The 20,300-nt window shown below is 49.8% G+C and carries 19 protein-coding genes; 10 read left to right on the top strand and 9 right to left on the bottom strand.

Annotated features, from left to right (window positions below):
* Positions 1–227 precede the first annotated feature (227 nt).
* Entirely contained in the window at positions 228–695 is a 468-nt protein-coding gene (locus AC27N8_RS01790) for a hypothetical protein (RefSeq protein ID WP_487063336.1), read from the bottom strand.
* 180 nt (positions 696–875) lie between these two features.
* Between AC27N8_RS01790 and AC27N8_RS01785 the strand changes: the two genes are divergently transcribed.
* Positions 876–1,727 (top strand): alpha/beta fold hydrolase, encoded by an 852-nt coding sequence (locus AC27N8_RS01785; protein ID WP_487063334.1) that lies wholly within the window; start codon positions 876–878, stop codon positions 1,725–1,727.
* 164 nt (positions 1,728–1,891) lie between these two features.
* Entirely contained in the window at positions 1,892–2,560 is a 669-nt protein-coding gene (locus AC27N8_RS01780; RefSeq protein WP_487063332.1) for a Type 1 glutamine amidotransferase-like domain-containing protein, read from the top strand.
* Here AC27N8_RS01780 and AC27N8_RS01775 read toward each other — a convergent pair.
* From AC27N8_RS01775 to AC27N8_RS01765, 3 genes are all read right to left on the bottom strand, one after another.
* Positions 2,550–2,783 carry a hypothetical protein gene (locus AC27N8_RS01775; RefSeq protein ID WP_487063330.1) on the bottom strand — a complete coding sequence of 78 codons (234 nt, stop codon included), beginning with the start codon at positions 2,781–2,783 and terminating at the stop codon, positions 2,550–2,552. The genes AC27N8_RS01780 and AC27N8_RS01775 overlap by 11 nt on opposite strands.
* Positions 2,784–2,794: 11 nt before the next feature.
* A complete protein-coding gene (locus AC27N8_RS01770; protein WP_487063328.1) occupies positions 2,795–3,775 on the bottom strand; it encodes an MBL fold metallo-hydrolase in 981 nt (326 codons plus the stop codon).
* A gap of 271 nt (positions 3,776–4,046) precedes the next feature.
* Positions 4,047–4,457: a winged helix-turn-helix transcriptional regulator gene (locus AC27N8_RS01765; protein ID WP_487063326.1), complete on the bottom strand. Its 411-nt coding sequence runs from the start codon at positions 4,455–4,457 to the stop codon at positions 4,047–4,049.
* Between the two features lie 151 nt (positions 4,458–4,608).
* Between AC27N8_RS01765 and AC27N8_RS01760 the strand changes: the two genes are divergently transcribed.
* From AC27N8_RS01760 to AC27N8_RS01750, 3 genes are all read left to right on the top strand, one after another.
* Positions 4,609–4,962 (top strand): DoxX family protein, encoded by a 354-nt coding sequence (locus tag AC27N8_RS01760; protein ID WP_487063324.1) that lies wholly within the window; start codon positions 4,609–4,611, stop codon positions 4,960–4,962.
* 39 nt (positions 4,963–5,001) lie between these two features.
* Positions 5,002–5,211, top strand: a complete 210-nt coding sequence (locus AC27N8_RS01755) for a hypothetical protein (protein WP_487063322.1) — start codon at positions 5,002–5,004, stop codon at positions 5,209–5,211.
* A gap of 272 nt (positions 5,212–5,483) precedes the next feature.
* Entirely contained in the window at positions 5,484–7,847 is a 2,364-nt protein-coding gene (locus AC27N8_RS01750) for a malectin domain-containing carbohydrate-binding protein (RefSeq protein ID WP_487063320.1), read from the top strand.
* A 122-nt stretch (positions 7,848–7,969) separates the two neighbouring features.
* Here AC27N8_RS01750 and msrA read toward each other — a convergent pair whose 3' ends face one another.
* Positions 7,970–8,518: a peptide-methionine (S)-S-oxide reductase MsrA gene (gene msrA / locus AC27N8_RS01745; protein WP_487063318.1), complete on the bottom strand. Its 549-nt coding sequence runs from the start codon at positions 8,516–8,518 to the stop codon at positions 7,970–7,972.
* Between the two features lie 258 nt (positions 8,519–8,776).
* Here msrA and AC27N8_RS01740 point away from each other — a divergent pair, with 258 nt between their 5' ends.
* The 4 genes from AC27N8_RS01740 to AC27N8_RS01725 all read left to right on the top strand — a co-directional run bounded on the left by AC27N8_RS01740 (position 8,777) and on the right by AC27N8_RS01725 (position 12,206).
* Entirely contained in the window at positions 8,777–9,298 is a 522-nt protein-coding gene (locus AC27N8_RS01740) for a YqhA family protein (protein ID WP_487063316.1), read from the top strand.
* A 171-nt stretch (positions 9,299–9,469) separates the two neighbouring features.
* Positions 9,470–10,297, top strand: coding sequence for an ABC transporter ATP-binding protein (locus AC27N8_RS01735; RefSeq protein WP_487063314.1), 828 nt, complete (start codon positions 9,470–9,472; stop codon positions 10,295–10,297).
* A complete protein-coding gene (locus tag AC27N8_RS01730) occupies positions 10,272–11,144 on the top strand; it encodes an ABC transporter permease (protein WP_487063312.1) in 873 nt (290 codons plus the stop codon). Before AC27N8_RS01735 ends, AC27N8_RS01730 begins: the two co-directional genes overlap by 26 nt.
* Before the next feature lie 30 nt (positions 11,145–11,174).
* A complete protein-coding gene (locus tag AC27N8_RS01725; RefSeq protein WP_487063310.1) occupies positions 11,175–12,206 on the top strand; it encodes an ABC transporter substrate-binding protein in 1,032 nt (343 codons plus the stop codon).
* A 115-nt stretch (positions 12,207–12,321) separates the two neighbouring features.
* Here AC27N8_RS01725 and AC27N8_RS01720 read toward each other — a convergent pair whose 3' ends face one another.
* The 3 genes from AC27N8_RS01720 to AC27N8_RS01710 form a co-directional block, all read right to left on the bottom strand.
* Positions 12,322–13,020 (bottom strand): response regulator transcription factor, encoded by a 699-nt coding sequence (locus tag AC27N8_RS01720; protein WP_487063308.1) that lies wholly within the window; start codon positions 13,018–13,020, stop codon positions 12,322–12,324.
* A gap of 23 nt (positions 13,021–13,043) precedes the next feature.
* Positions 13,044–15,767, bottom strand: coding sequence for an ATP-binding protein (locus AC27N8_RS01715; RefSeq protein WP_487063306.1), 2,724 nt, complete (start codon positions 15,765–15,767; stop codon positions 13,044–13,046).
* A gap of 181 nt (positions 15,768–15,948) precedes the next feature.
* Complete coding sequence (locus AC27N8_RS01710) at positions 15,949–16,530, bottom strand: HNH endonuclease (protein WP_487063304.1); 582 nt, start codon at positions 16,528–16,530, stop codon at positions 15,949–15,951.
* A gap of 574 nt (positions 16,531–17,104) precedes the next feature.
* Here AC27N8_RS01710 and AC27N8_RS01705 point away from each other — a divergent pair.
* On the top strand, positions 17,105–18,037 hold the full coding sequence (locus AC27N8_RS01705; protein ID WP_487063302.1) for an LLM class F420-dependent oxidoreductase: 933 nt from the start codon (positions 17,105–17,107) through the stop codon (positions 18,035–18,037).
* Between the two features lie 220 nt (positions 18,038–18,257).
* Here AC27N8_RS01705 and AC27N8_RS01700 read toward each other — a convergent pair whose 3' ends face one another.
* Entirely contained in the window at positions 18,258–19,886 is a 1,629-nt protein-coding gene (locus AC27N8_RS01700; RefSeq protein WP_487063300.1) for a hypothetical protein, read from the bottom strand.
* Positions 19,887–20,300 lie beyond the last annotated feature (414 nt).

Below are 20,300 nucleotides of genomic sequence, written 5' to 3'. Positions count from 1 at the left end.
GTCGCGATGATCTTTGACTGGCACCTGCGTCGCTTTCTCCAGAGTATAGGGGAAAGAACGCAAAAAAAAATCGTCCAAAAAGGCAGTGCGCTGGTAGACAGGAGGTGATACAATAAAAGTGAGGAAGAACGAAAAAAAGAGAGATGGTAGATTTTAACAGCATTGGAAATAAGGGTCGTGTGGGACCGAGAAAGAAAGACCCCATCTGAACGACGAGGTCTTGCTGCTTAACTCGATGCTGCGGCCTGCTGAGCTTCGCGCCAACTGATGATGCTGAGCCAGATCATAAAAAAGGCTGGCACAAGGGGTAATGATGGGATCTCCGCTTGCGCATTATTGTTCCAGACCCCTTTTTTACGCACATAACCGATCTCTTGACCATTTTGCAAGACGCTAAAATTACTACTCCACATGGAAGAGCGCTTTAAACTAAAATGTCCTTCGGCACAATCGATCTCATAATTGCGCCGCCACATACTTTTTGTGGCCGAGATGAGCACAGTGGAATTCATATCGGCTAGCTGATATTCCATACTGGCGAAACCATTGTGATACATAGTATAACTGGTTCCTTCAATGAATAATGTGCCTTTTTCTCTCCACGCGCTTCCTTCAATACTCCCAACGTCATTGCCGTTATTGAGCAACGTGAATGTGTTTGCCTGGAACCATCCCAGTCTATTGACCTCTAGCATACAATCTTTTACCTCTAGTCTTTATCTTCAATTAGTGAAGCATCCCATGCATAGTATTCATCTAAATAGCATAGACGTTCGCTGCCTGGGATTTTAAAATTGTATTCGATATAGGGTCGTTTCTGACCGCTTTCGCTGCTACCATAGCGAAAGTGATATATGAGCAGAAAGGAATGTCATATGCCAGACACTACACAGATGCAGAGTGGTTATGCAGAGATAAATGGAACCACAATCTATTATGAGGTTGCAGGAGCAGGGCATCCGTTCGTTCTTATCCATGGGCATCTTCTGGATAGAAGATCGTGGGATGATCAGTTTGCGGATTTTGCTCAGCATTACAGAGCTATCCGCTACGATCAGCGAGGCTTTGGCGATTCAGGGCTGATTACCAGGGGAGTGGCGTATTCCGATCGTCAGGATCTCTACGAATTGATGAAATTTCTGGGTATCGGGAGCGCCTATCTGATGGGCGTTTCTGGAGGAGGAGCGCTGGCGATCGATTTTACTCTTGAACATCCGGAGATGGTTGATACATTGATCCCGGTCACCGCAGGAGTCAGCGGATTTCGACCATCAGATGAAATGAAGCAACAGTATCCCGATGTGACTCGTCTCTATACACGTTTGACAGAAGCGTTTGAGCAGCATGATATCGCGCAAGCAGTAGAAGTCTCGCTCGAATTGTGGACCGATGGGCCGGGTCGACTTCCTGGGCGGGCGGCTTCTGACGTGCGTGAGCGCGTCCGTGCGATGACGATGCACAATTGGGAACGCCCGGATGATGAGGCACAGTTTGAGACGCCACCTCAGCCGTTAGAGCCTCCGGCCATCGGACGTCTGTCAGAGATTGGCGTGCCGACGCTTGTGATTCTAGGAGCATGGGACGGACCAAATCCACTGGAGCACCTGACCGCAGAGATTCCTGGTGCGAAAAAGGTGATGATGGCGGAGACTGCGCATCATCCTTTTATGGAGAAGCCAGCGGAGTTCAATCAGATCGTGCTGGATTTTCTGGGATCGTTTTTATAAGCGGTCCAGACCAGGAGCCTGCTTTGGAGTGAGCTGTAATGATTCTGCATGGCCAAAAGAGTAAGATTGGAGAAGTTTTCTGCGTTGTAAGGCGGTAGAATGTCCTCTATACAATTGGGAGCTCAATACCTTTCGACTCCCTTATATTGGCAAGGAGAGGTAAAATGAAATTACTGCTCACTTCTGGCGGTATCAGAAACGATAGCATTCGTACCGCCCTGGTTGATCTGCTGGGTAAACCCATTGCTGAGTCCAGCGCCCTGTGCATTCCCACCGCACTACATGCCCACCCCAATGCCCCGACGATGATTGCCCGACAGATCCGCGGAGAGACCGAAAGCTCCATGTGCGAATTGGGGTGGAAGTCGTTGGGGGTGCTGGAGCTTACCGCGTTGCCCAGTATCGATAAAGAACGTTGGCTCTCGTGGGTCCAGGAGACGGACGCCCTGCTGGTGGAAGGAGGCGATCCTCTGTATCTCTACTACTGGATGCGGCAATCTGGACTGGCCGACCTCTTGCCGGAGCTTCCGCGCGAAATGGTCTATGTGGGACTGAGCGCCGGGAGCATGGTGATGACTCCCAGCATCGGGGAGGACTTCGTCCGCTGGAGGCCGCCCGCCGGCGACGATAGCACGCTGGGAATGGTCGATTTTGCGATATTTCCACATCTGGATCACCCCTCTCTGCCGGATAATTGCATGGCCAACGCTGAAAAATGGGCCGCAGGCATGCCGGTGCCGTCGTACTTGATGGATGATGAGACTGCTATTCAGGTAGTTGATGGAGTTGTCAAAGTTGTCTCCGAAGGTCAGTGGAAACGATTTACGCCCTGATCGATTCTATCGGACCTCGATCCAGAGTGGTGAGCCTCTCAATGATTACTGACCAGGAGGTGAAGTAGTCGGTAAGAAAGTCGAAGTTATCATTGAGGGGCACTATGCACTCGCTTCCAGCTCCACTTTGTGCGGGCGTAAGGAGGGCATGATCATTATCACCGCACTGATGGCGAGCAGGAAAATGCAGGCGTTGACCGCGTAGGTTTGAAAGGGTCCCCATTGCGCGCTGCTTTAAAGCTCAAAGCGTGTCCCAACGCTACTTTGGATAAAAGCATCGGGGAGGCGAGTGGCAAGTTGATGAATGGCTCTAAATCCAGTGCAGTGGGTGGGAACAATAATCTGAGGCGCAAAAGCTGCCAGCATGTCACAGGTTTGATCAATGATGGGCTCAAATGCTGCGCCGCTGAGGTGGAAGCCACCCAGAATCGCATAGATTTTGGAAATCCCCGTCAGTTTCTGTGCATAGCGGACAATATTGATAATCCCGGAGTGTCCACAACCAGTGAGCACAACAAGTCCTTTATCCTCTACGTTGAGTATCAATGCCTGGTCATCAAGAATGAGGGGATCAGCTACCCATTCGCCACCATGAAATGCTTGTTGACCAGGCATTCCATGCTCAAATGAGGTGGTTCGATCAACTTCTCCCGTGACAAGAAGCGAATCGTTGAGTAAGAACGAGGGCTGACAATCCTCAAGCACATCAAAGCCGACTCCTTGCAGAGCAGATTTGCTGGTCGTGGGTATCTCAAGGGGATCTCGCCCTGGAATCATCAGGCGGCGTCGATTCCAGAATTCAGGATGGATCATGAGTGGCAGGTTCGTTCGTCCCAGTACACGGGTTAATCCATCCAGACCAGTTGTGTGATCAAAATGCCCATGACTCAACACGACGGTCTCAATATCTTTGGGCGAGAGATCCAATATGTTCATATTATCAACCAGACCATTGGGCGTTGATCCCGTGTCGAAAAGGATGTGATGGGTGTGGCCAGCAATGGGGAGCGAGACAAGTGCACCAAAACCATGTTGTGCTTGCAGACTGTCGAACGTCTTTCCCTCTTCCATCGTCGTTATCGGCAGACGCATAAGCTGCGAACCCAGACTGGCTCGCTTGGCGACTCCCTGGCTGGTGAGTAAGGCATCAAAAAGATTATCAAGTAGAATGGTAATCGTTACAGATGGGACTGGATGGAGTGCAATTGGATGCATGATTGAAGCGCTCCTTATGCTCTATGTTCTTCTGACGTTATCGTAAGGTATTGTTTTACCATCATATCACAATTAGTCTTTTTCGATGGATTTTACCTGGCCCCTGGTGCCTGGAGCAAAGAAATATATTCTTGACAAAAATCTTTTGCTGTCCTACGATCTCGAATATGAATTCGACTTCGGTTTTATGGCTCATCATAAGATTGTCCTTTTCGTAAGGGGAGATAGGTTTATGGGATCGACCGTCTGTGGGGCGGCCCAACGTGCCCTGTTATGGATGGCAAGAGGGATCTTCCTCTGCATTGTCTGAACATGCATCTGGGGCAGCCACAGGGACGGCTGAGAGGTGTTTATTGCCAAATTTTTCTAGTGCGGCGATTACCTCACCTAATTCCTGTCCTTTTTCGGTAATATTGTACTCGACACGTGGAGGAATCTCTAAAAACGCCACACGCTGCACGAATCCCAGCTCTTCCAGCAATTTGAGCCGGCTAGATAAGGTCTTTGAGCTGATATGTCCTAATGCTGCTCGCAAGGTGTTAAAGCGCATGGAACCTGGCAGGAGATTCATCACGATCAGCAATACCCAGCTATCTCCGAGCAGGTGAATCGCACGACCTAAAGGTGTTTCGGTGCACTCATTATCCTGATGTATTGCATTAGTTTGTTCAGATACTTTCATTCCACAACTATACCATTTTTTTGACTAGAAAACAACATCCTTGACAACCCTAAGTATTTGTTGTAGTCTTAGTTCCATAAGGAAAGCAATAGGAATAACGCACTTATTTGGAAACAGTCTGTATCGTTGACAAGAATGGAGTATCTCAAACATGTTTATTGTGTATATCGTCTTAGCGGTTGTACTGTCATTTATGCTTGTAGGATCGGCCATCGCCAAATTACGACGTTCTCCACAACTTGTACATACCCTTCACGAGGTTGTTCAGGTGCCATTGAGTTGGTTTCTCTGGCTGGCGGTTTGTGAGATTGCAGGTGCCGTGGGATTATTGGTCGGTATCGTTTGGTGGCCACTGGGTGTCGCTGCCGCTATTGGCGTCATTCTCTACTTTGTGGGCGCCTGCATCTCGCACATACGTGTGAAAGACTTCAAGGGCGTAGGGGCACCGGCTGTGATCGAGATTATCGCTATTGTGACTCTGGTGGTTCTACTCCTGAGCCGATAATACGGTTCAAAGAAGGAAACATCTCCCCTAAAGAGATCAATGCTCCCCAACGTAGCGGCGCGGCTCCGCCGTGCTGTCTGTGACTCGTACGACACCGTTGCCCATGGGGTTCCCTTGAGAGGCGCCCCCAGGCCGAATCATACGAGTCGCAGACAGCACGGCGGAGCCGCGCCGCTACGTTGGGGAGCATTGATGCCGTGGCGAATGGTTTTTTCTGCGTGCTGGTTCTTCGATATTTTACGAAAATAATCTGCTGTTTTCTCGACTGTGAATCCCCCTGTTTTTATCCATTGACCGGATGAAGCGGGGATTTTCTGATTTTTGGAGCCAAGGAAGGACGAATTTCCTGGTTTTATGCACGTACTCCTTGACAATTAGGGAAAAATTCACTATATTCATAATAGCTATTCCGACATTGATTTCGGAAAGTGTCGAAAAGATCAGGTTGCAGCGATGCCCTGTTTCATCGAACTCTTTTCTTTCTGTCAGTATCCTGGTATGACCACCAGGAAGGAGATGTCATGGATGCACCTATAGCTGGCGCTCCGCTGCGCCGGAAATCGCTTCAACGGCTGATCGGGATGATTATACTCCTCAGTTGTATAATCGTATCTTTCGCTGTTTCTCCCCTCTTCACAAATGCTTTTGTTGCTCATGCGGCAGGAAACGTACAAATCAACGCAGGTGGCCCGGCGGCCTCCCCGTTTATTGCCGATGCGGACTTTAGCGGTGGCTCAACTGCAAGCGTCAGCAATACGATTACTACCACAGGAGTAACGAATCCAGCCCCGGCGGCGGTCTATCAAAGCAATCGCTATGGCAACTTTACGTATACCATTCCTGGTCTGACGGCCAACGGCGCCTATACGGTGCGGCTACACTTCGCCGAGGAATACTGGACACAGGCCGGTCAGCGTGTCTTCAATGCCAGTATTAATGGTCAGCAGGTACTGACTAACTTTGATATTGTAGCCACAACGGGTGCGGAGTATAAAGCTGTCGTCGAGCAGTTTAATGCAACGGCGACGAGCAGTGGAAGCATCGCAATCCAATTTACGACCGTGGTGGACAATGCTCAGGTCAACGGTATTGAGGTTCTTGGGAGCAGTTCAGCCACCCCAACTCCAGCACCGACCTTGACCCCAACTCCGACCTCCGGCACTCCCAACTTTGGCACCAATACCTATATCTTTACTCCCAGCACACCACTGAGCCAGATCCAATCAACAGTCAATTCCATTGCGGCGCAGCAGGTCTCCAACGAGTTCGGCACGCAGCGCTATGCATTGCTGTTCGCTCCTGGCACGTATGGCTCCAGTGCTACCCCTCTCAACTTCCAGGTGGGGTATTATACCAGCATCGCTGGCCTGGGACGTGCCCCAACCGACGTTGTCATTAACGGGTCCATTGATGTCTACAACCAGTGCTCAGGTACTGTCTGCAACGCGACGACAAATTTCTGGCGCTCGGTGTCTAATTTAACCATCAATGTCACCAATTCGAACGCGGGCTGCTATAACAATGAATTCTGGGCTGTCTCGCAAGCTGCGCCATTGCGTCGGGTTTCGATCAATGGATCAGTTACGCTTCAGGACTATTGCACGAATCCAAACTATGCCAGTGGTGGTTTTATCTCCGACTCAAGAATCACGGGCAGCAATATCTTAAGCGGTTCACAGCAACAGTGGGTCATCAGGAATAGCCAGATTACTGGCTGGAGCAACGGCGTCTGGAATCAGGTATTCTCAGGTGTTGCTGGCGCGCCCGCCCAATGCTTCCCGGCGGCCTCATCCTGTGGTGGCCCGTACACCACTCTGGCAACCAGTCCAGTGACTCGTGAGGAGCCCTACCTGTATCTGGATGCAAGTGGGAACTACAACGTCTTCGTTCCTTCAGTGCAGACAAATAGCTCTGGTACCACCTGGGCTAACGGTGCGACTCCAGGGACGTCACTTCCGATCAGCTCGTTCTTCATCGCGCAGCCAGGTAGCTCTGCGGCGAGCATCAATAGCGCGTTGGCGAGCGGTAAGAATCTGATCGTGACGCCTGGCATCTATAATCTGAGCCAGACGATCAACGTGACGAATCCTGATACTGTGGTGCTGGGTCTTGGTTTCGCAACGCTGATTCCTCAAAACGGAAACGTGACGATGCAAGTTGCCAATGCGGCGGGCGTCATGATCTCAGGACTGATGTTCGACGCTGGTACAGTGACCTCACCGGTGCTGCTCCAGGTTGGCAGTAGCGCCATGCACAATAGCCAGTACGCCGCCGATCCGCCAACGATTCAAGATGTCTTCTTCCGTATCGGTGGTGCGCAGGCAGGTAGCGCCACGACCAGTCTGGTCGTCAACAGCGCCAATACCATCCTTGACGACATCTGGGCCTGGCGAGCCGACCACGGAAATGGAGTCGGTTGGACCACGAATACAGCCAATACAGGTCTCATTGTCAATAGTGATAATGTGACTGCGTATGGCCTGTTCGTGGAGCATTATCAGCAATACGAAGTGATCTGGAACGGGAATGGAGGCAAAGTCATCTTCTTTCAGAATGAGATGCCCTACGATCCACCGAGTCAGGCGGCATGGATGGAAGCATCCGGTGTCAATGGCTGGGCGGCCTTCAAGGTTGCCAATACGGTGACCAGCTTCCAGGGATATGGTATGGGTAGTTACAGCTTCTTTAATCAGGGCGTGAACATCTATGCGGCTAACGCCTTTGAAGTTCCTACCACACTCCCGGCGGGAAGTCTCCATGATCTGTTGACCATCTTCCTCTCCACGGGCGGATCTGGTGGTATCCAGAATGTGATCAACAACATTGGCGGATCATCGACCATTACCAATCCAGATGTGGCAGTTACGGTGACCAGCTATCCCTAATGTCCCCTGGTCTCTCAATGATAAGTGTGTAACATAATGTTTGCGACCAGCGTAGTGAAAGATCTATGCTGGTCGCAAACTTTTTTCTGGTATCTAGCTGGCAATTTACTGTGTGGCAGGCCCTATTTTACTTCAGCTTTCAAATCCTGGCGGTAGTCTTTCAAGAGCTTTTTAATTTTTGGGTCTATAACGATCCTGCAATAACCCTGCCCACGATTCTGGTCGTAGTAGTCATCGTGATAGTTCTCGGCCGGATAGAAGTTGGTAAATGGAGTAATCTCGGTGACGATGGGATGGCGATAGACTTTTTCCTGTTCCTGATGCTCTTTGGAGGCTAACGCGATGCGTTTCTGCTCCTCGTTCTGAAAGTAGATAGCCGAGCGATATTGCGTACCAACGTCGTTCCCCTGCCGATTTAATGTGGTTGGATCATGCATATGCCAGAAAACATCCAACAATTTCTCGTATGAGATGATCGATGGATCGTACGTTATCTGTATGGCTTCGGCGGCACCCGTCTGCCCGGTACAGACCGCCTGATACGTGGGATTCGCTACCTGAGAGTCGGCATAACCAGATTTAACGCTCTGCACACCATTTAATCTTTTGTAGACCGCTTCCAGACACCAGAAACATCCACCTGCCACTATCGCTGTCTCATATTGAGCCATGATTTTTGTCCCCTCACTTTTATATGTCATGTAATGTTATTTTTTATACTTGGTTTGATGCTCCTATAAAAAACATCTTTCATAGTATTAAAAGGATAAATGACGCCTATTTATTCCCTCCCAATAAAATAACAAGTGTGACAATCCTGACACGCATCTTTATCTTTTGGCTTTGTGGGCAAGAGAGAATAATGATGCCTGTTATACTTGATTGAGAAGCTGAAATGGAAAAGAATAGATACAATAGGAGAGTAATCTATGCTAAGGCGCATCTTTGCGGGTAGTCGCTATCTTATCCTGATTGCAGTGCTGGGTAATTTCCTGGCGGCAGTTGGCGTTATGATCTATGGAGGATTGCTGGTCCTCAATATGCTGATCGGGGTCGTGTCACATGGCTCTTTTACTGCGGATGGGGCGAAACATCTCTCGGTCGAGTGCGTAGAGATCATCGATCTCTTTCTGCTGGGAACCGTTCTCTATATTATCGCGCTGGGACTCTATGACCTCTTTATCGATGATCAATTACCGCTCCCCAGCTGGCTCATCATTCGGACCCTGGAAGATTTAAAGGAGAAGTTGATCGGGGTGATTATTGTTCTGCTTGCGGTGACCTTTCTTGGCGATACTGTGTTGTGGAATGGAGATACCTCGATCCTTGCTCTTGGCGTAGCTGTTGGCCTGGTGCTCTTCGCGCTTGGCTTTATCATCCATCGCGTTTTTGCTCCCCACCGTCAGGCATCAGCAGAGACGCAGGATGATCCTTTGAGCCCCCTAACGTAATGACTTCGCAGTGGGTATCCTTTGCAAGGAAATATTTATGCCTTGTTTATATTGGCAGAGGGGACGTTTACGCGTTGTTTATGCCTGGTCGACTACACTCTGATTATATTCTTTCTTTAACTTGATAGTTATTGTATGCAATGCGTACGACGCTAGACGAAGGAAGCATCGATGATGACAGATGATGTTTCGAACCGACTTACTTCAGCCATCGAATTGCGCAATGTCACCAAACGCTTTGGAACACCGACCGGAGAGGTCTATACAGCGCTACGCAATCTCACCATCAAAGTGGCACCAGGAGAGTTTTGTGCCGTGGTTGGTCCAACGGGTTGCGGCAAATCGACGACTCTGGGACTGATTTCTGGCCTGGAGCGACCAAGTGCCGGTGAGGTGATGCTTATGGGCAAACATGTCGAGGGGATTGATCCTAATATTGGGTATGTTTTCCAGGCTGATGCAGTCTTTCCCTGGAAGAATGTCCTGCATAACGTTGCGACAGGCCCGCTGTTTCGGGGGATGCGGAAACCTGAAGCATTAGCACGCGCCCGCGATTGGATTGCACGTGTGGGTCTGCGTGGCTTCGAGGATCGTTATCCTCATCAGCTTTCGGGTGGCATGCGCAAACGTGTAGCGTTGGCTCAGACCTTTATCAACGATCCGAAGATATTGCTGATGGATGAGCCGTTTAGTGCCCTCGATGTACAGACGCGTATCTTGATGGAAGATGAGCTGCTTCAATTATGGTCATCCAGCGAGACTTCGGTGGTTTTTGTGACACACGATCTTGAGGAGGCTATCTCTCTGGCGGATCGTGTCTGTGTCCTTACGGCTGGGCCAGCGACGGTGAAAGGCATCTATCACATAGATTTGCCACGACCGCGCCATGTGACCGAGATTCGTTTTGATCCACGTTTCGTTAAATTGTACCAGGAGATCTGGGAAGATCTCCGCGATGAGGTGGTGATTAGCTATGAACGTAACAAGCAGCGCGCCTGATGAGTCGATGACCACTTCAGAGAGCCAGGAAACACAAGCAGCTAGAGCGACGCTGCGTCGTCGTCGTCTACTCGTGAATTGCTTGCGCGTCTCGCTTCTGGTCGTGATTATTGGAGGTTGGGAACTCTGCGCACGCGTCGGTCTGGTGGATGCTTTTTTCTGGGGCCAGCCCTCCGGCATCTGGAGCCAGCTTGTGACGTGGGTTGTGGATGGAACGGCTCAGGGACCACTATGGCAACAGATCCTGACCACGTTAGAAGAGGCGGTGATCGGCTTCATTATCGGAGTTGTACTCGGGATAGTTTTTGGGATTGTATTGGGCCGCAATCGGTTCCTTGCCGACGTAATGGGACCCTATATCAAAGCAGGCAATGCGCTTCCGCGCGTCGTGCTTGGCTCTATTTTTGCCATCGGACTAGGGCTAGGGATACAATCCAAGATCGCTTTGGCGATAGTCCTCGTCTTCTTTATTGTCTTTTTTAATGCATTCCAGGGCGTGCGCGAGGTTGACCGTAATTTGTTAGCCAACGCCCGCATATTGGGCGCGAACGAGCGGAAGCTCTCTACAGAAGTGATTATCCCTTCGGCACTGACATGGATCATTGCGAGCTTGCATACGAGTTTTAGCTTTGCATTGGTTGGTGCCGTGGTTGGAGAGTTTCTGGGAGCAACTGCGGGCCTGGGTCTGATGATCCAGACGGCACAGGCTAATTTTAATGCGAATGGCGTCTTTGCGGCCATGACGATTCTCGCTGTAGTGGCTCTGATTATGGAGGCGCTGATTACCACGCTGGAGAATCGTCTGATCACCTGGCGACCCAATGCCAATAGAGATGTGGCTATCTAGATGCGATCTGGTATCTAAAGGAGAATAGAGATGAACTCTTGGAATCGGCAATGTCGACGATTAAGCCTGCTCACAGGCATCGTATTGGTTCTTCTTCTCAGTGCGTGTGGCAGTAGCTCGACAAGCAATGGGGGAGGCACAACGCATCTCTCGATTATGGTTGGCGGATTGAGCAAGCAGATTTACTTGCCAAACATGTTGACTCAGAAGCTGGGATATTTTTCACAGCAGGGTCTCGATGTGACACTGATCGACGAGGGATCAGGACAGTCGGCTGAGGATGAAACGCTCGCTGGTCAGGTAGAGGCAGGATCAGGGTCGTATAACCATACGATTGAGCTGCAAGCGGCAGGCAAGCAAATGGAGTGTGTGGTCCAGCTGGGTATCGCACCGGGTGAGGCCGAAGTGGTTTCGACGAAGAGTCAGATCAAGTCAGTCAAAGATCTCACGGGCAAAAATCTGGGTGTGACCGAACTCGGCTCGGGCACACAAACGCTAACCACTTCGATTTTGAATAATGTTGGAGTCCCTGCAAGTCAGGTTCATTTCATTCCCGTGGGTGCGGGCTCAACATTTATTGCCGCGATGCAGCAGGGTCGCATAGATGCTGGCATGACAACCGAGCCCACAATTTCACAGCTTGTCTCTTCTGGACAGGGAAGAGTTCTGGTAGATATGCGCACACCACAGGCGACGCAGGCTGCTCTTGGCGGGTCTTATCCTTTCATTTGTGTCTTCATGAACAATAGTTATGTCAAGAGCCATCAGGCGACAGTCCAAAAAGTGGTCAATGCGTACGTTGCAACTCTGAAGTGGATGCATGCACATACGGCGGCAGAGATTGCAGCCAAAATGCCCGCTGATTATTATGCAGGCAATCAAGCGCTTTACGTCATGGCGCTACAGCATCAGTTATCCATCTTTAGTCCTGACGGAGCGATGCCGACAGATGGTCCTGCGTCGGTGCTCAAAACGGAGTATCAAAATAAGCTGATTCCACAAAGTAAAGCGATCGATCTGAGTAGTACATTTACGAATACTTTTGTCAGTAAAGCTCCGTAGCATCGGACGCTCGCGTCCAATACTGTGAAGTGAAGGAGTCATCTCCCCCACAGAGATCAAGCAAGCTGACGTAGGCGAGCGTACGATGTCCCTGTGTCATCGTTACGCTCGACACTCATGGTGTAGCTATGCGGTATCCAATGCCAGGTTCAGTGAGGAGGTAGCGTGGATGAGCGGGATTGGCTTCGAGTTTGTGGCGCAACCTATTGATATACACCCTCAGATATTCAGCCTCGCCGCCGTATTCAGGTCCCCAGACGCTTTGTAGCAGTTGGCGATGTGTGAGAACCTTATCTGCATTGCAAGCAAGTTGTTCCAGCAGGGCGAATTCTGTTGGCGATAAACGCACTTCTGTTTTCTGAAGCCGTACAATATGAGCAGCAAGATCAATCTCGATGTCCCCAAATTGTTTGATGCCGCTGGTCAGCGGCCCAACCTCCCAGACAGTGCGGCGCAAGCGGGCGCGAACACGCGCCAGCAGTTCTTCAACTCCAAAGGGCTTGGTCAGGTAATCGTCGGCCCCGAGATCGAGTGCCGCCACCTTATCCTTCTCAGCATCCAGGGCAGTCAGGACAATGATTGGAACTACAGAGTGCTCACGAACCCGCCGGCAGACTTCGAGACCGTCCATGCGGGGCATCATGATATCAAGGATGAGTAAATGGGGATTTTCACGCTCCCAGAGAGCCATCGCCTCCAGGCCATTGCTCGCCTCAAATACCTCAAAGCCGCGTGCTTGCAAGTTTCGGCTAATGAAGTCGCGCAGGACCACTTCATCTTCAGCGAGTAGAATACGCTTAGCTTTTACTGTCATCAGTTCCTCCGGAGCTTTATTTCTCAGCTGAGCATGGTGTTATTGGGGGTCCCAGTGTGGACAGCTGAAACGGTCGGTAAGGAAAGCGGTAATGTGAACAGGATCGTGGTAGTTTGTGGGTCGCTTTCTACCCAGATGGTGCAAGCATGAGCTTCAACGAATGCTTTGCTTATAGTCAAACCAAGCCCCGTCCCGCCGGAATGTTGCTGGCGACCATGGCGTGCTCGATAGAATCTCTCAAATACATGTGGAAAATCCTTGGGGTCAATGCCTGGTCCATTATTGGCGATTGCTACAACGACTGTATTATCTTGTCTGCTGGCGCTGATGCTGACCTCTCCCTCGCTATAGATTAAGGCGTTGGTCACGAGATTGTGGAGCACAACCTCAATCCGTGCACGATCCACATTGACAAGAGGAAGATCGTCAGGAATCGCAAGGGATATTCTGGCATGTGAGTGCTTTTGGAGCGCGATCGTCTTTTGTACCATATCCTGCAAGCTGACAGGCGCACAACTGATGAGAAGCAGGCCCGCTTCCTGGCGGGAGAGATCAAGGAGATTATTGACAAGCAGAGCCAGACGATCCGCTTCGCTGCTAATCGTTTGTAAGAAATGGCGCTGGTCTGCCTGTGACCAGATGACATCTTCTTGAAGTAGAGTCGATGCGTACCCTTTGATGGCTGCTAATGGTGTACGTACCTCGTGCCCAACCGCTGCCAACAAGGTTGATTTAAACTCATCAAGTTCATACTCCCTCGTCACGTCGCGCAGTAATAAGCCACGCCCAATGATACCACTGATCTCACTCCCTACCTCGAAGAGTCGCAAGTGAATGGCACGGCGCTCGTTATCGTGTGTGATCTCGACGGTAAGTTCTGAGATCTCAGCTGACTCAGCCCGAGCAAACTTGCGTTCATATTCCTCCCTGTCTATGACGATCTCGCGTAGTGCGTCATAGAGTGTATGCATAGAATATGCTTCCATGACCTCACGCGAGAGACCAACAATCGTACTTGTTCCTTGATTCGCGTAGAGGATTTTTCCATCAATTCCAGTGAGAACCAGTCCATCGCTCATACTTTCCATGATGGCTTCCAGCGTCTGTTTTTCCTCGGCTGCCTGTTGATATAACTGCTCGTTCTCTTGAGCAATCTCACGAAGCCGCTCATCACTTCTCTCGTATAGGATGGCATGTTCCCAGGCAAGCGTTGCGTAGTTGGCAAATGTGAGCAGCAAGTTGATCTCGCTCTGATTGAAAAGATGGGGCTCGCTACGATGCACGAGCAGAACGACACTTCCCGCATGTCGACTGATGATGGGAATTGCCAGTACAGCGCGAAAGCCATCGTCATAGGAGAATGACGTCAATGCTGACTCTGAGGTCAAGAGCTTTTGAATTGGTTCCCCAGAATCTAGCGCCTGGACGGCCGATGAACCAACGTTCTCTGGAGAGAGAGCAAGCACATGATCGTAGCGCTCACTATGTCCATCACTAACCAGCACATGGAGTATTCCTTGCTCATCAGGAATCAAGACCGCTGCGGCTTGCATATCCACCAGTCGTCGCGCCTCGCCAATGATTTTGCGGACGACTGCATGTGGTTCGAGCGATCTGACAACCTCATTTGACGTTTCTAACAGTGTACGCAATTCGCTGAGTTTTTTTAGACCATCGAGTTCCAGGCGTACAAGTGAGCGTGCAAGAGCACCGATCTCGTCATCACGAGCGGCGAGGACTGTAACGTGGGTGGGAATGGATTGCTCCGAGACAGGGAGAGTCTGATGCTGGAGCGCAAGAATGTGGAGTGGGCGAATGACACGGTTGAGCAGGAGCAGCCAGAATAATAGTCCACAGATGGCGAAGAGCAACGCTGCAATCTGCAACCAGAATTGGAACTGCGTAACTACGGCGAGCGCTTCGCTTGTCGGTCTCTGTACAACAACTGCCCAGTTGACATCAGGTATCGGCACGGAACTAAAAAGCCAATCCTGCCCATCGATGCCAGAACCAATGCGTGAGACCGTATGGCCCTGGAGCGCTTGATTCGCACCGGGTAGCTCATCTAGCACTGTTTGCAGTATCCGCTGATGATCTGGAGTGGCAATGAGTATACCTTGATTGTCGATGATGCTGATTATGAGTTGTCGCTTCTGGCGTTGTTGCGCCTGGATAACAGTACTCACTGGTTCACTGAGTTCGACCAGCGAGAGGTTAGCTGCAAGCATGCCGACCAATTTTCCAGTTGCATCACGTACGGGCTGAGCAATAATAAGCCCAGGCTCGATAGAAGATTGTGTCGAAATGCCTACAATACCTACCTCAAAGACTGGACCGTTGGCAAGAAGTGCTCTCTGAATAATGTTGGGGGGCGAGAACTCTGCTACTTTCCCGATTGGCGGTGAGGAGATAAGTACACCTCCCCAGGGATCTAGCCAGTAGACTTGATCTATATCGCCGCGAGCAGCCTGGAAGGTATGAAAGAGGTTGGTGATTGTAGCAAGCGTCCGTGACTGTTCTGCAAGAGTTCCTAAAGCTGTAAGTGCGTGCTCAGTATCGCGCAGTTGAATGCTTGTCTCAAGTGCGATCGTCTGTGCTAATGCCTGATCAGAAGCCTGAGTATCATCACGTAAACGCTGCTCAATAAGTGCATTAACTCCAGTTCCGCCCATGAGTACAATGATGGCAAAAAGCAAATAGATACTTAATAATTGTATCAGCAGGGATCGATGCGCCAGGTGCAACATAAACGAGTACTCCTCAATGAGTTTCGTTAGATACATGCTCCATGAAGAAAAATAAGTGAGCTGTATTGCAGCCCCAATGCGTCATTGATTGTATTCTATCATTACAGCGTCGGCCAGAATCTGAAATTCTCGCCTGGCTCGCGTAGATGGTCGCCAGGCAGCAATTGCAGATGCCAATGGTTTAAGGCGTCGGGCGTTGCGTAACTTCTTTCTGCCAGGTTGGATTGGCCTTGATCGAGTTCGCGTTTTGATGGGAGTAACGCTTTGTGTCATCACGTACACGGGGGTTGTACGATGCCCAGTTATCAAGGTGCCCGATCAGCAGATGATGCGTGCGACCTCTGATTTCACAGAGAGTGATTAAGTTGTTCGGGTCGAGTTCAAGGTTCGGAAAGAGATGGAATGGTTTGATATGGTGGACCTGTAATCCCTTTCCCGTATGACCACAGACGACACAGCCTGGTTCTTTGCTGAGATGCTCATGTGCAACCCGGGGCCATTCGGGGCTGCGAGCCTTGCCATACTGATTGGCAATTTTGGCACCGGGATCTCTTTGCCAGGATGGAATGCGTCCATTGACCTTCGGAATGTCTTTTCGGCTGATCGTGGCGCGTTTCCGGGCAGGTGCTTGACTGCTGGCTGAGCTACCGCTGCTCCTACGTCGGGTAGGTTGTCTCGCATGGATAATTGCAAGTATAAGAATGAGTAATAGAACGATGACGAGCACCGCTGCCAAAAGTGGATTCTCTATCGAGATATTCATAGGTGTCTTTCTCCGCGCTAGGCAAGAACATTCCAGGTAGGCGTACAACAAATGTTCTCTGTTAATAAGTTCTTTTATAAGAATATATGATTTTTAAAGAAAATACAATCCGCTTGTAAGAAACAATCTAGCCGCGCCCAATGTCATAGGACGTTTTCAGGTGCGCAATGCCAGGAGACATATGACAACTGTTGCCTGGTGCGCTTTCAAGGGAACATGGGTAAACCCAATCGCTCTGGTATCTTAGGTTTAACTCTAGAGGCGAAGCGTAATTCCTGGTATACTGGCACTAGCGCTATTGATATTAGAGCTGCACAATGCGGCAGCAGCGGAAATACTACGCTTGTGTGCGTTCTTGCCATCCTAAAATCAATATCTTGAAATTTGTTTGTCGAGATAAGTTCTGCTATTTGTGAAAATAACTTATTGCTGACTTTGAGTATTGTTCAAGTGATGGGCTATAATCAAGAGGTTCAGTAATAGTACTGTTTGCTTGCTACGAAAAATAACAGGCGGATAGCTATTTGTTGGTTTCTCTATTTTTCACAAGCGATCTTTTTGGAAGAGGTTTTAGATGAAATTCAGCGTTGATATTCCGAATGGTTGGAAGATGAGCCTTGTCAATGTCAAAGATCCGGTTGAGGCCTTTGAGACAATGGTGAATGTGGCGAAGGCCGCAGATGAAGATGGCTATGAGGCCATATGGCTGGTTGATCATTTTCATACGATTCCGACACCTACGCAAGAGGTGACGTTTGAGTGCTGGATGTCATTGGCCGCGATGGCGCGTGATACCAAGCGCGTCCGCATCGGACAAATCGTGACCTGCAATAGCTATCGCAATCCGGCCTTGCTGGCAAAAATGGCGAGTACGCTCGATGTGTTAAGTCACGGCCGCTTGAACTTTGGTATTGGTGCCGGTTGGTATGAGCATGAATATCGCGCTTATGGGTATCCTTTCCCCGATGCTCCTGAACGTTTGCGCCAGCTGCGTGAAGCTCTTCAGGTCATCCATGCGATGTGGGAGCAAGAAGAGGCTACATTTGAGGGCAAGTATTATCAGGTACGTGGTGCTATCAATCAGCCCAAGGGCGTGCAGAAGCCGCATATTCCGATCCTCATCGGCGGCGGTGGCGAGAAAGTGACCCTGAAGTTGGTGGCGCAGTACGGCGATGCCTGTAATGTGGGTGGTGGCTCGGAGATGGTGGCGCATAAGCTCGCTGTTCTCAAACAACACTGCGAGAACGTCGGCCGAGATTTTAAGGAGATCCATTGCACCATGGGCGCGGTCTGCTCGATCGCTGATACCGATGAGGCTGCGCTGGCTTTAGTGCCGGATACAGTGAGAAAAAATATCAATGACACCTCTCTGGTTGGGAGTCCTGCTACGATTCGACAACGTATTGAGGCTATCGAGGCTCTTGGCATACACGAGCTGATCCTTGATTTTCCAAGCGCGACCGATCTGGCGCCTCTCCATCGCTTCGCACAAGAATTTCTCGCATAACAATCATCGCAGATACGTACGTTGCTGCTCATGTGCCCTGGGGAGGGTGTCATACGAGGTATGTGAAGGGATTCACACACCTCGATTGAAAGGGGGATCGCCGTTGCCACTTCATACGAGCAATCAGTGGTTGTAAAACTCCAGGATATTTTTGTCTTCTGGTTATTCCTTCTTGCTTGCCTCCCAGCCTCCCATTTGTTACATCGGGGATGACGCATGTTTAGCCGGCTGTGGTCGCGTTGTGGTGCATGAACGTGTTAAAGATAGCCTTAAGGCCAATACTAGCCCCTTGAAATTGAGCAGTGTCAGATAACTGCCCTATAGTAAGTGGGAAGTATTTATAGACCGGACGAGCAACCGCAGAATATTCTAGATTTGATATAAGATTTGGTAAATTAAAATCTTTCTCTATATACGAAGTGTAGGCGGTCCCCATCAATGCTTGCACACCGATAAATGCCAGATTGCCTGAGCGTGTATTCGTTAGCCCGGCAAGCGGTTGATTGGCTTGATAGAGCATTTTACGCATAGAACCACCCCATGTTCTCGTATCAATTTTACTCGTGGTATGCTGGTTCCTCCAGGAGGCCTCATACCAATCTATGGAGTCTGTTCTCGGGTTCACCAACGAACGTAGCCGGGACCGTTTTGGGGCCAGTTCCAAAATTGCATTCTTTGCATCGTTAAATTCTTTATCTTGGCCATCGGTCCTTATCACACGAACCATGGTTAGTGCGTGTTTCATGGCCTCCGAGTAATTGTTTGAGCCAAGATCATCATTCCTGATGCCCATTGCATTGACCAATGTTTCGGCGTCTCTATGGTTTACCTGGTCGCGCTCTCGCGATATTTGAGTACTTTTTGTCCTTAAACGCTCCAAAAGGTCTCGTTCATTTCCCCCAGTCCTTACTGCATCCATGATTATTTGTCCGTATTCCCTTGCTTCTGCCATTGAAAGGGGACGATCCTCTGTGAGGTTCAACGCACTGAGAAATGGATCGCGGTCGTTTGTCTGGTTACTTCCTCGTTCACTCATACTGTCTCTGGACAATATTTCGAGCCTGGTAGAGCGCACTGTGGGAGTGGTCTCATTTGGCCTGCGTAAATCTAAACTGCTGTCTCCATAGATTTGTGGCGTACGTCCATCTATAAAGGATGAAGCAGAACGGTTCGGTAAGTGAATAATGTCGCCTCTTTGTGGGGATGTCCAAATTTCTGCTGAACCGGTACTGTGTGAAGAACGTTTGCCGGGTACTACAGGAGTGATCTCTGCCGCATATAAATCCAAACTGCGGTTTCCATAGATTTGCGGTGTACGTTCATCTATAAAAGATGAAGTGGAACGGCCCGATAAGTGGATAGCGTCGCCTTTTTGTGGAGGAGTCCCAGCTTCTGCTGAATCGGTAAGGTGTGAAGGACGTTTGCTGCGGAGTGGTTGAAAACTCGAAGGTTCGGTCAAGCGAATGGGTGTAACATCCGGTCTACTCTCTGGTTGGACAAAGCGTGAAGCGAGTTCATCTGCTGACTGAGAGCGGTAAAGGGAACGGGTAAAGTCTTGTGAATTACGCCCGGGGATGGGCGTCGTTGAGCGATCCAATGATTGCCTATGAAGGGATTGGGTATCGTGTGGTCTGCTCTCTAATACGGGCATGATTGCTGATGACCCAGATTGGTAGAGGGCGCGGTCACGAAGCATATCTGGTCGTTGATTACTCTCTGATGTGAAGTTACGTTGATCAAGTTGGTCCAGTGAGAGTGATCGAGACCGGGTACGGTCAAAGTTTGGTTGTTGGTGGTTTCCCGCTGCGGTAGTGTGTGCAGAGGACTCAAGCGAGCGGCCTTTTTTCATAGCACGGTTTCCCCCTATAAAGATTTTTCAGACACTTTTGACAAGGGCTTGAAGGGTGAAACTCTGCTCACGAACTCTTTGAGTCTGATCAGGTGTTAGTTTGGAGACACTTTTAAGAAGGTCCTCAAAATTATATTGCATCGCTATGTCCTTTCCCGACAGTTTACTGCACATCAAAAGCGTGCTTATTTTATCTTCAAAAGAGCTTAATATGATTTTGTTGATTAACTAAATCATGTTCATTGTATAGCATAGAAAAACACGATGTCAATCCATGCCAACGCGCCGTTGGCATGGATTGACATCGTGTCCGAGAACCATTAACTCTGCTTGTAAGCATCGTTGGGAAGGCATGTAGGATGCATCGTGGCGGTATCGATCCGGTCAATGTGGATCTGAGAATGCTTTTTTGCT

This window comes from Dictyobacter sp. Z7_2 (assembly GCF_057551105.1).
The sequence above is the reverse complement of the archived record's forward strand: the minus strand, read 5'-3'. Positions and strand labels throughout refer to the sequence as shown.

Bases quoted from the DNA above. Each gene is read 5' to 3' on its own strand.
- AC27N8_RS01740 (WP_487063316.1), top strand. From the start codon at position 8,777: ATGCTAAGGCGCATCTTTGCGGGTAGTCGCTATCTTATCCTGATTGCA.
- AC27N8_RS01750 (WP_487063320.1), top strand. From the start codon at position 5,484: ATGGATGCACCTATAGCTGGCGCTCCGCTGCGCCGGAAATCGCTTCAA.
- AC27N8_RS01785 (WP_487063334.1), top strand. From the start codon at position 876: ATGCCAGACACTACACAGATGCAGAGTGGTTATGCAGAGATAAATGGA.
- AC27N8_RS01715 (WP_487063306.1), bottom strand. From the start codon at position 15,767: ATGTTGCACCTGGCGCATCGATCCCTGCTGATACAATTATTAAGTATC.
- AC27N8_RS01790 (WP_487063336.1), bottom strand. From the start codon at position 695: ATGCTAGAGGTCAATAGACTGGGATGGTTCCAGGCAAACACATTCACG.
- AC27N8_RS01775 (WP_487063330.1), bottom strand. From the start codon at position 2,783: ATGGGGACCCTTTCAAACCTACGCGGTCAACGCCTGCATTTTCCTGCT.
- AC27N8_RS01760 (WP_487063324.1), top strand. From the start codon at position 4,609: ATGTTTATTGTGTATATCGTCTTAGCGGTTGTACTGTCATTTATGCTT.
- AC27N8_RS01720 (WP_487063308.1), bottom strand. From the start codon at position 13,020: ATGACAGTAAAAGCTAAGCGTATTCTACTCGCTGAAGATGAAGTGGTC.
- AC27N8_RS01735 (WP_487063314.1), top strand. From the start codon at position 9,470: ATGATGACAGATGATGTTTCGAACCGACTTACTTCAGCCATCGAATTG.
- AC27N8_RS01700 (WP_487063300.1), bottom strand. From the start codon at position 19,886: ATGAAAAAAGGCCGCTCGCTTGAGTCCTCTGCACACACTACCGCAGCG.
- AC27N8_RS01730 (WP_487063312.1), top strand. From the start codon at position 10,272: ATGAACGTAACAAGCAGCGCGCCTGATGAGTCGATGACCACTTCAGAG.
- AC27N8_RS01780 (WP_487063332.1), top strand. From the start codon at position 1,892: ATGAAATTACTGCTCACTTCTGGCGGTATCAGAAACGATAGCATTCGT.
- AC27N8_RS01770 (WP_487063328.1), bottom strand. From the start codon at position 3,775: ATGCATCCAATTGCACTCCATCCAGTCCCATCTGTAACGATTACCATT.
- AC27N8_RS01765 (WP_487063326.1), bottom strand. From the start codon at position 4,457: ATGAAAGTATCTGAACAAACTAATGCAATACATCAGGATAATGAGTGC.
- AC27N8_RS01710 (WP_487063304.1), bottom strand. From the start codon at position 16,530: ATGAATATCTCGATAGAGAATCCACTTTTGGCAGCGGTGCTCGTCATC.
- AC27N8_RS01725 (WP_487063310.1), top strand. From the start codon at position 11,175: ATGAACTCTTGGAATCGGCAATGTCGACGATTAAGCCTGCTCACAGGC.
- AC27N8_RS01755 (WP_487063322.1), top strand. From the start codon at position 5,002: ATGCTCCCCAACGTAGCGGCGCGGCTCCGCCGTGCTGTCTGTGACTCG.
- AC27N8_RS01705 (WP_487063302.1), top strand. From the start codon at position 17,105: ATGAAATTCAGCGTTGATATTCCGAATGGTTGGAAGATGAGCCTTGTC.
- msrA (WP_487063318.1), bottom strand. From the start codon at position 8,518: ATGGCTCAATATGAGACAGCGATAGTGGCAGGTGGATGTTTCTGGTGT.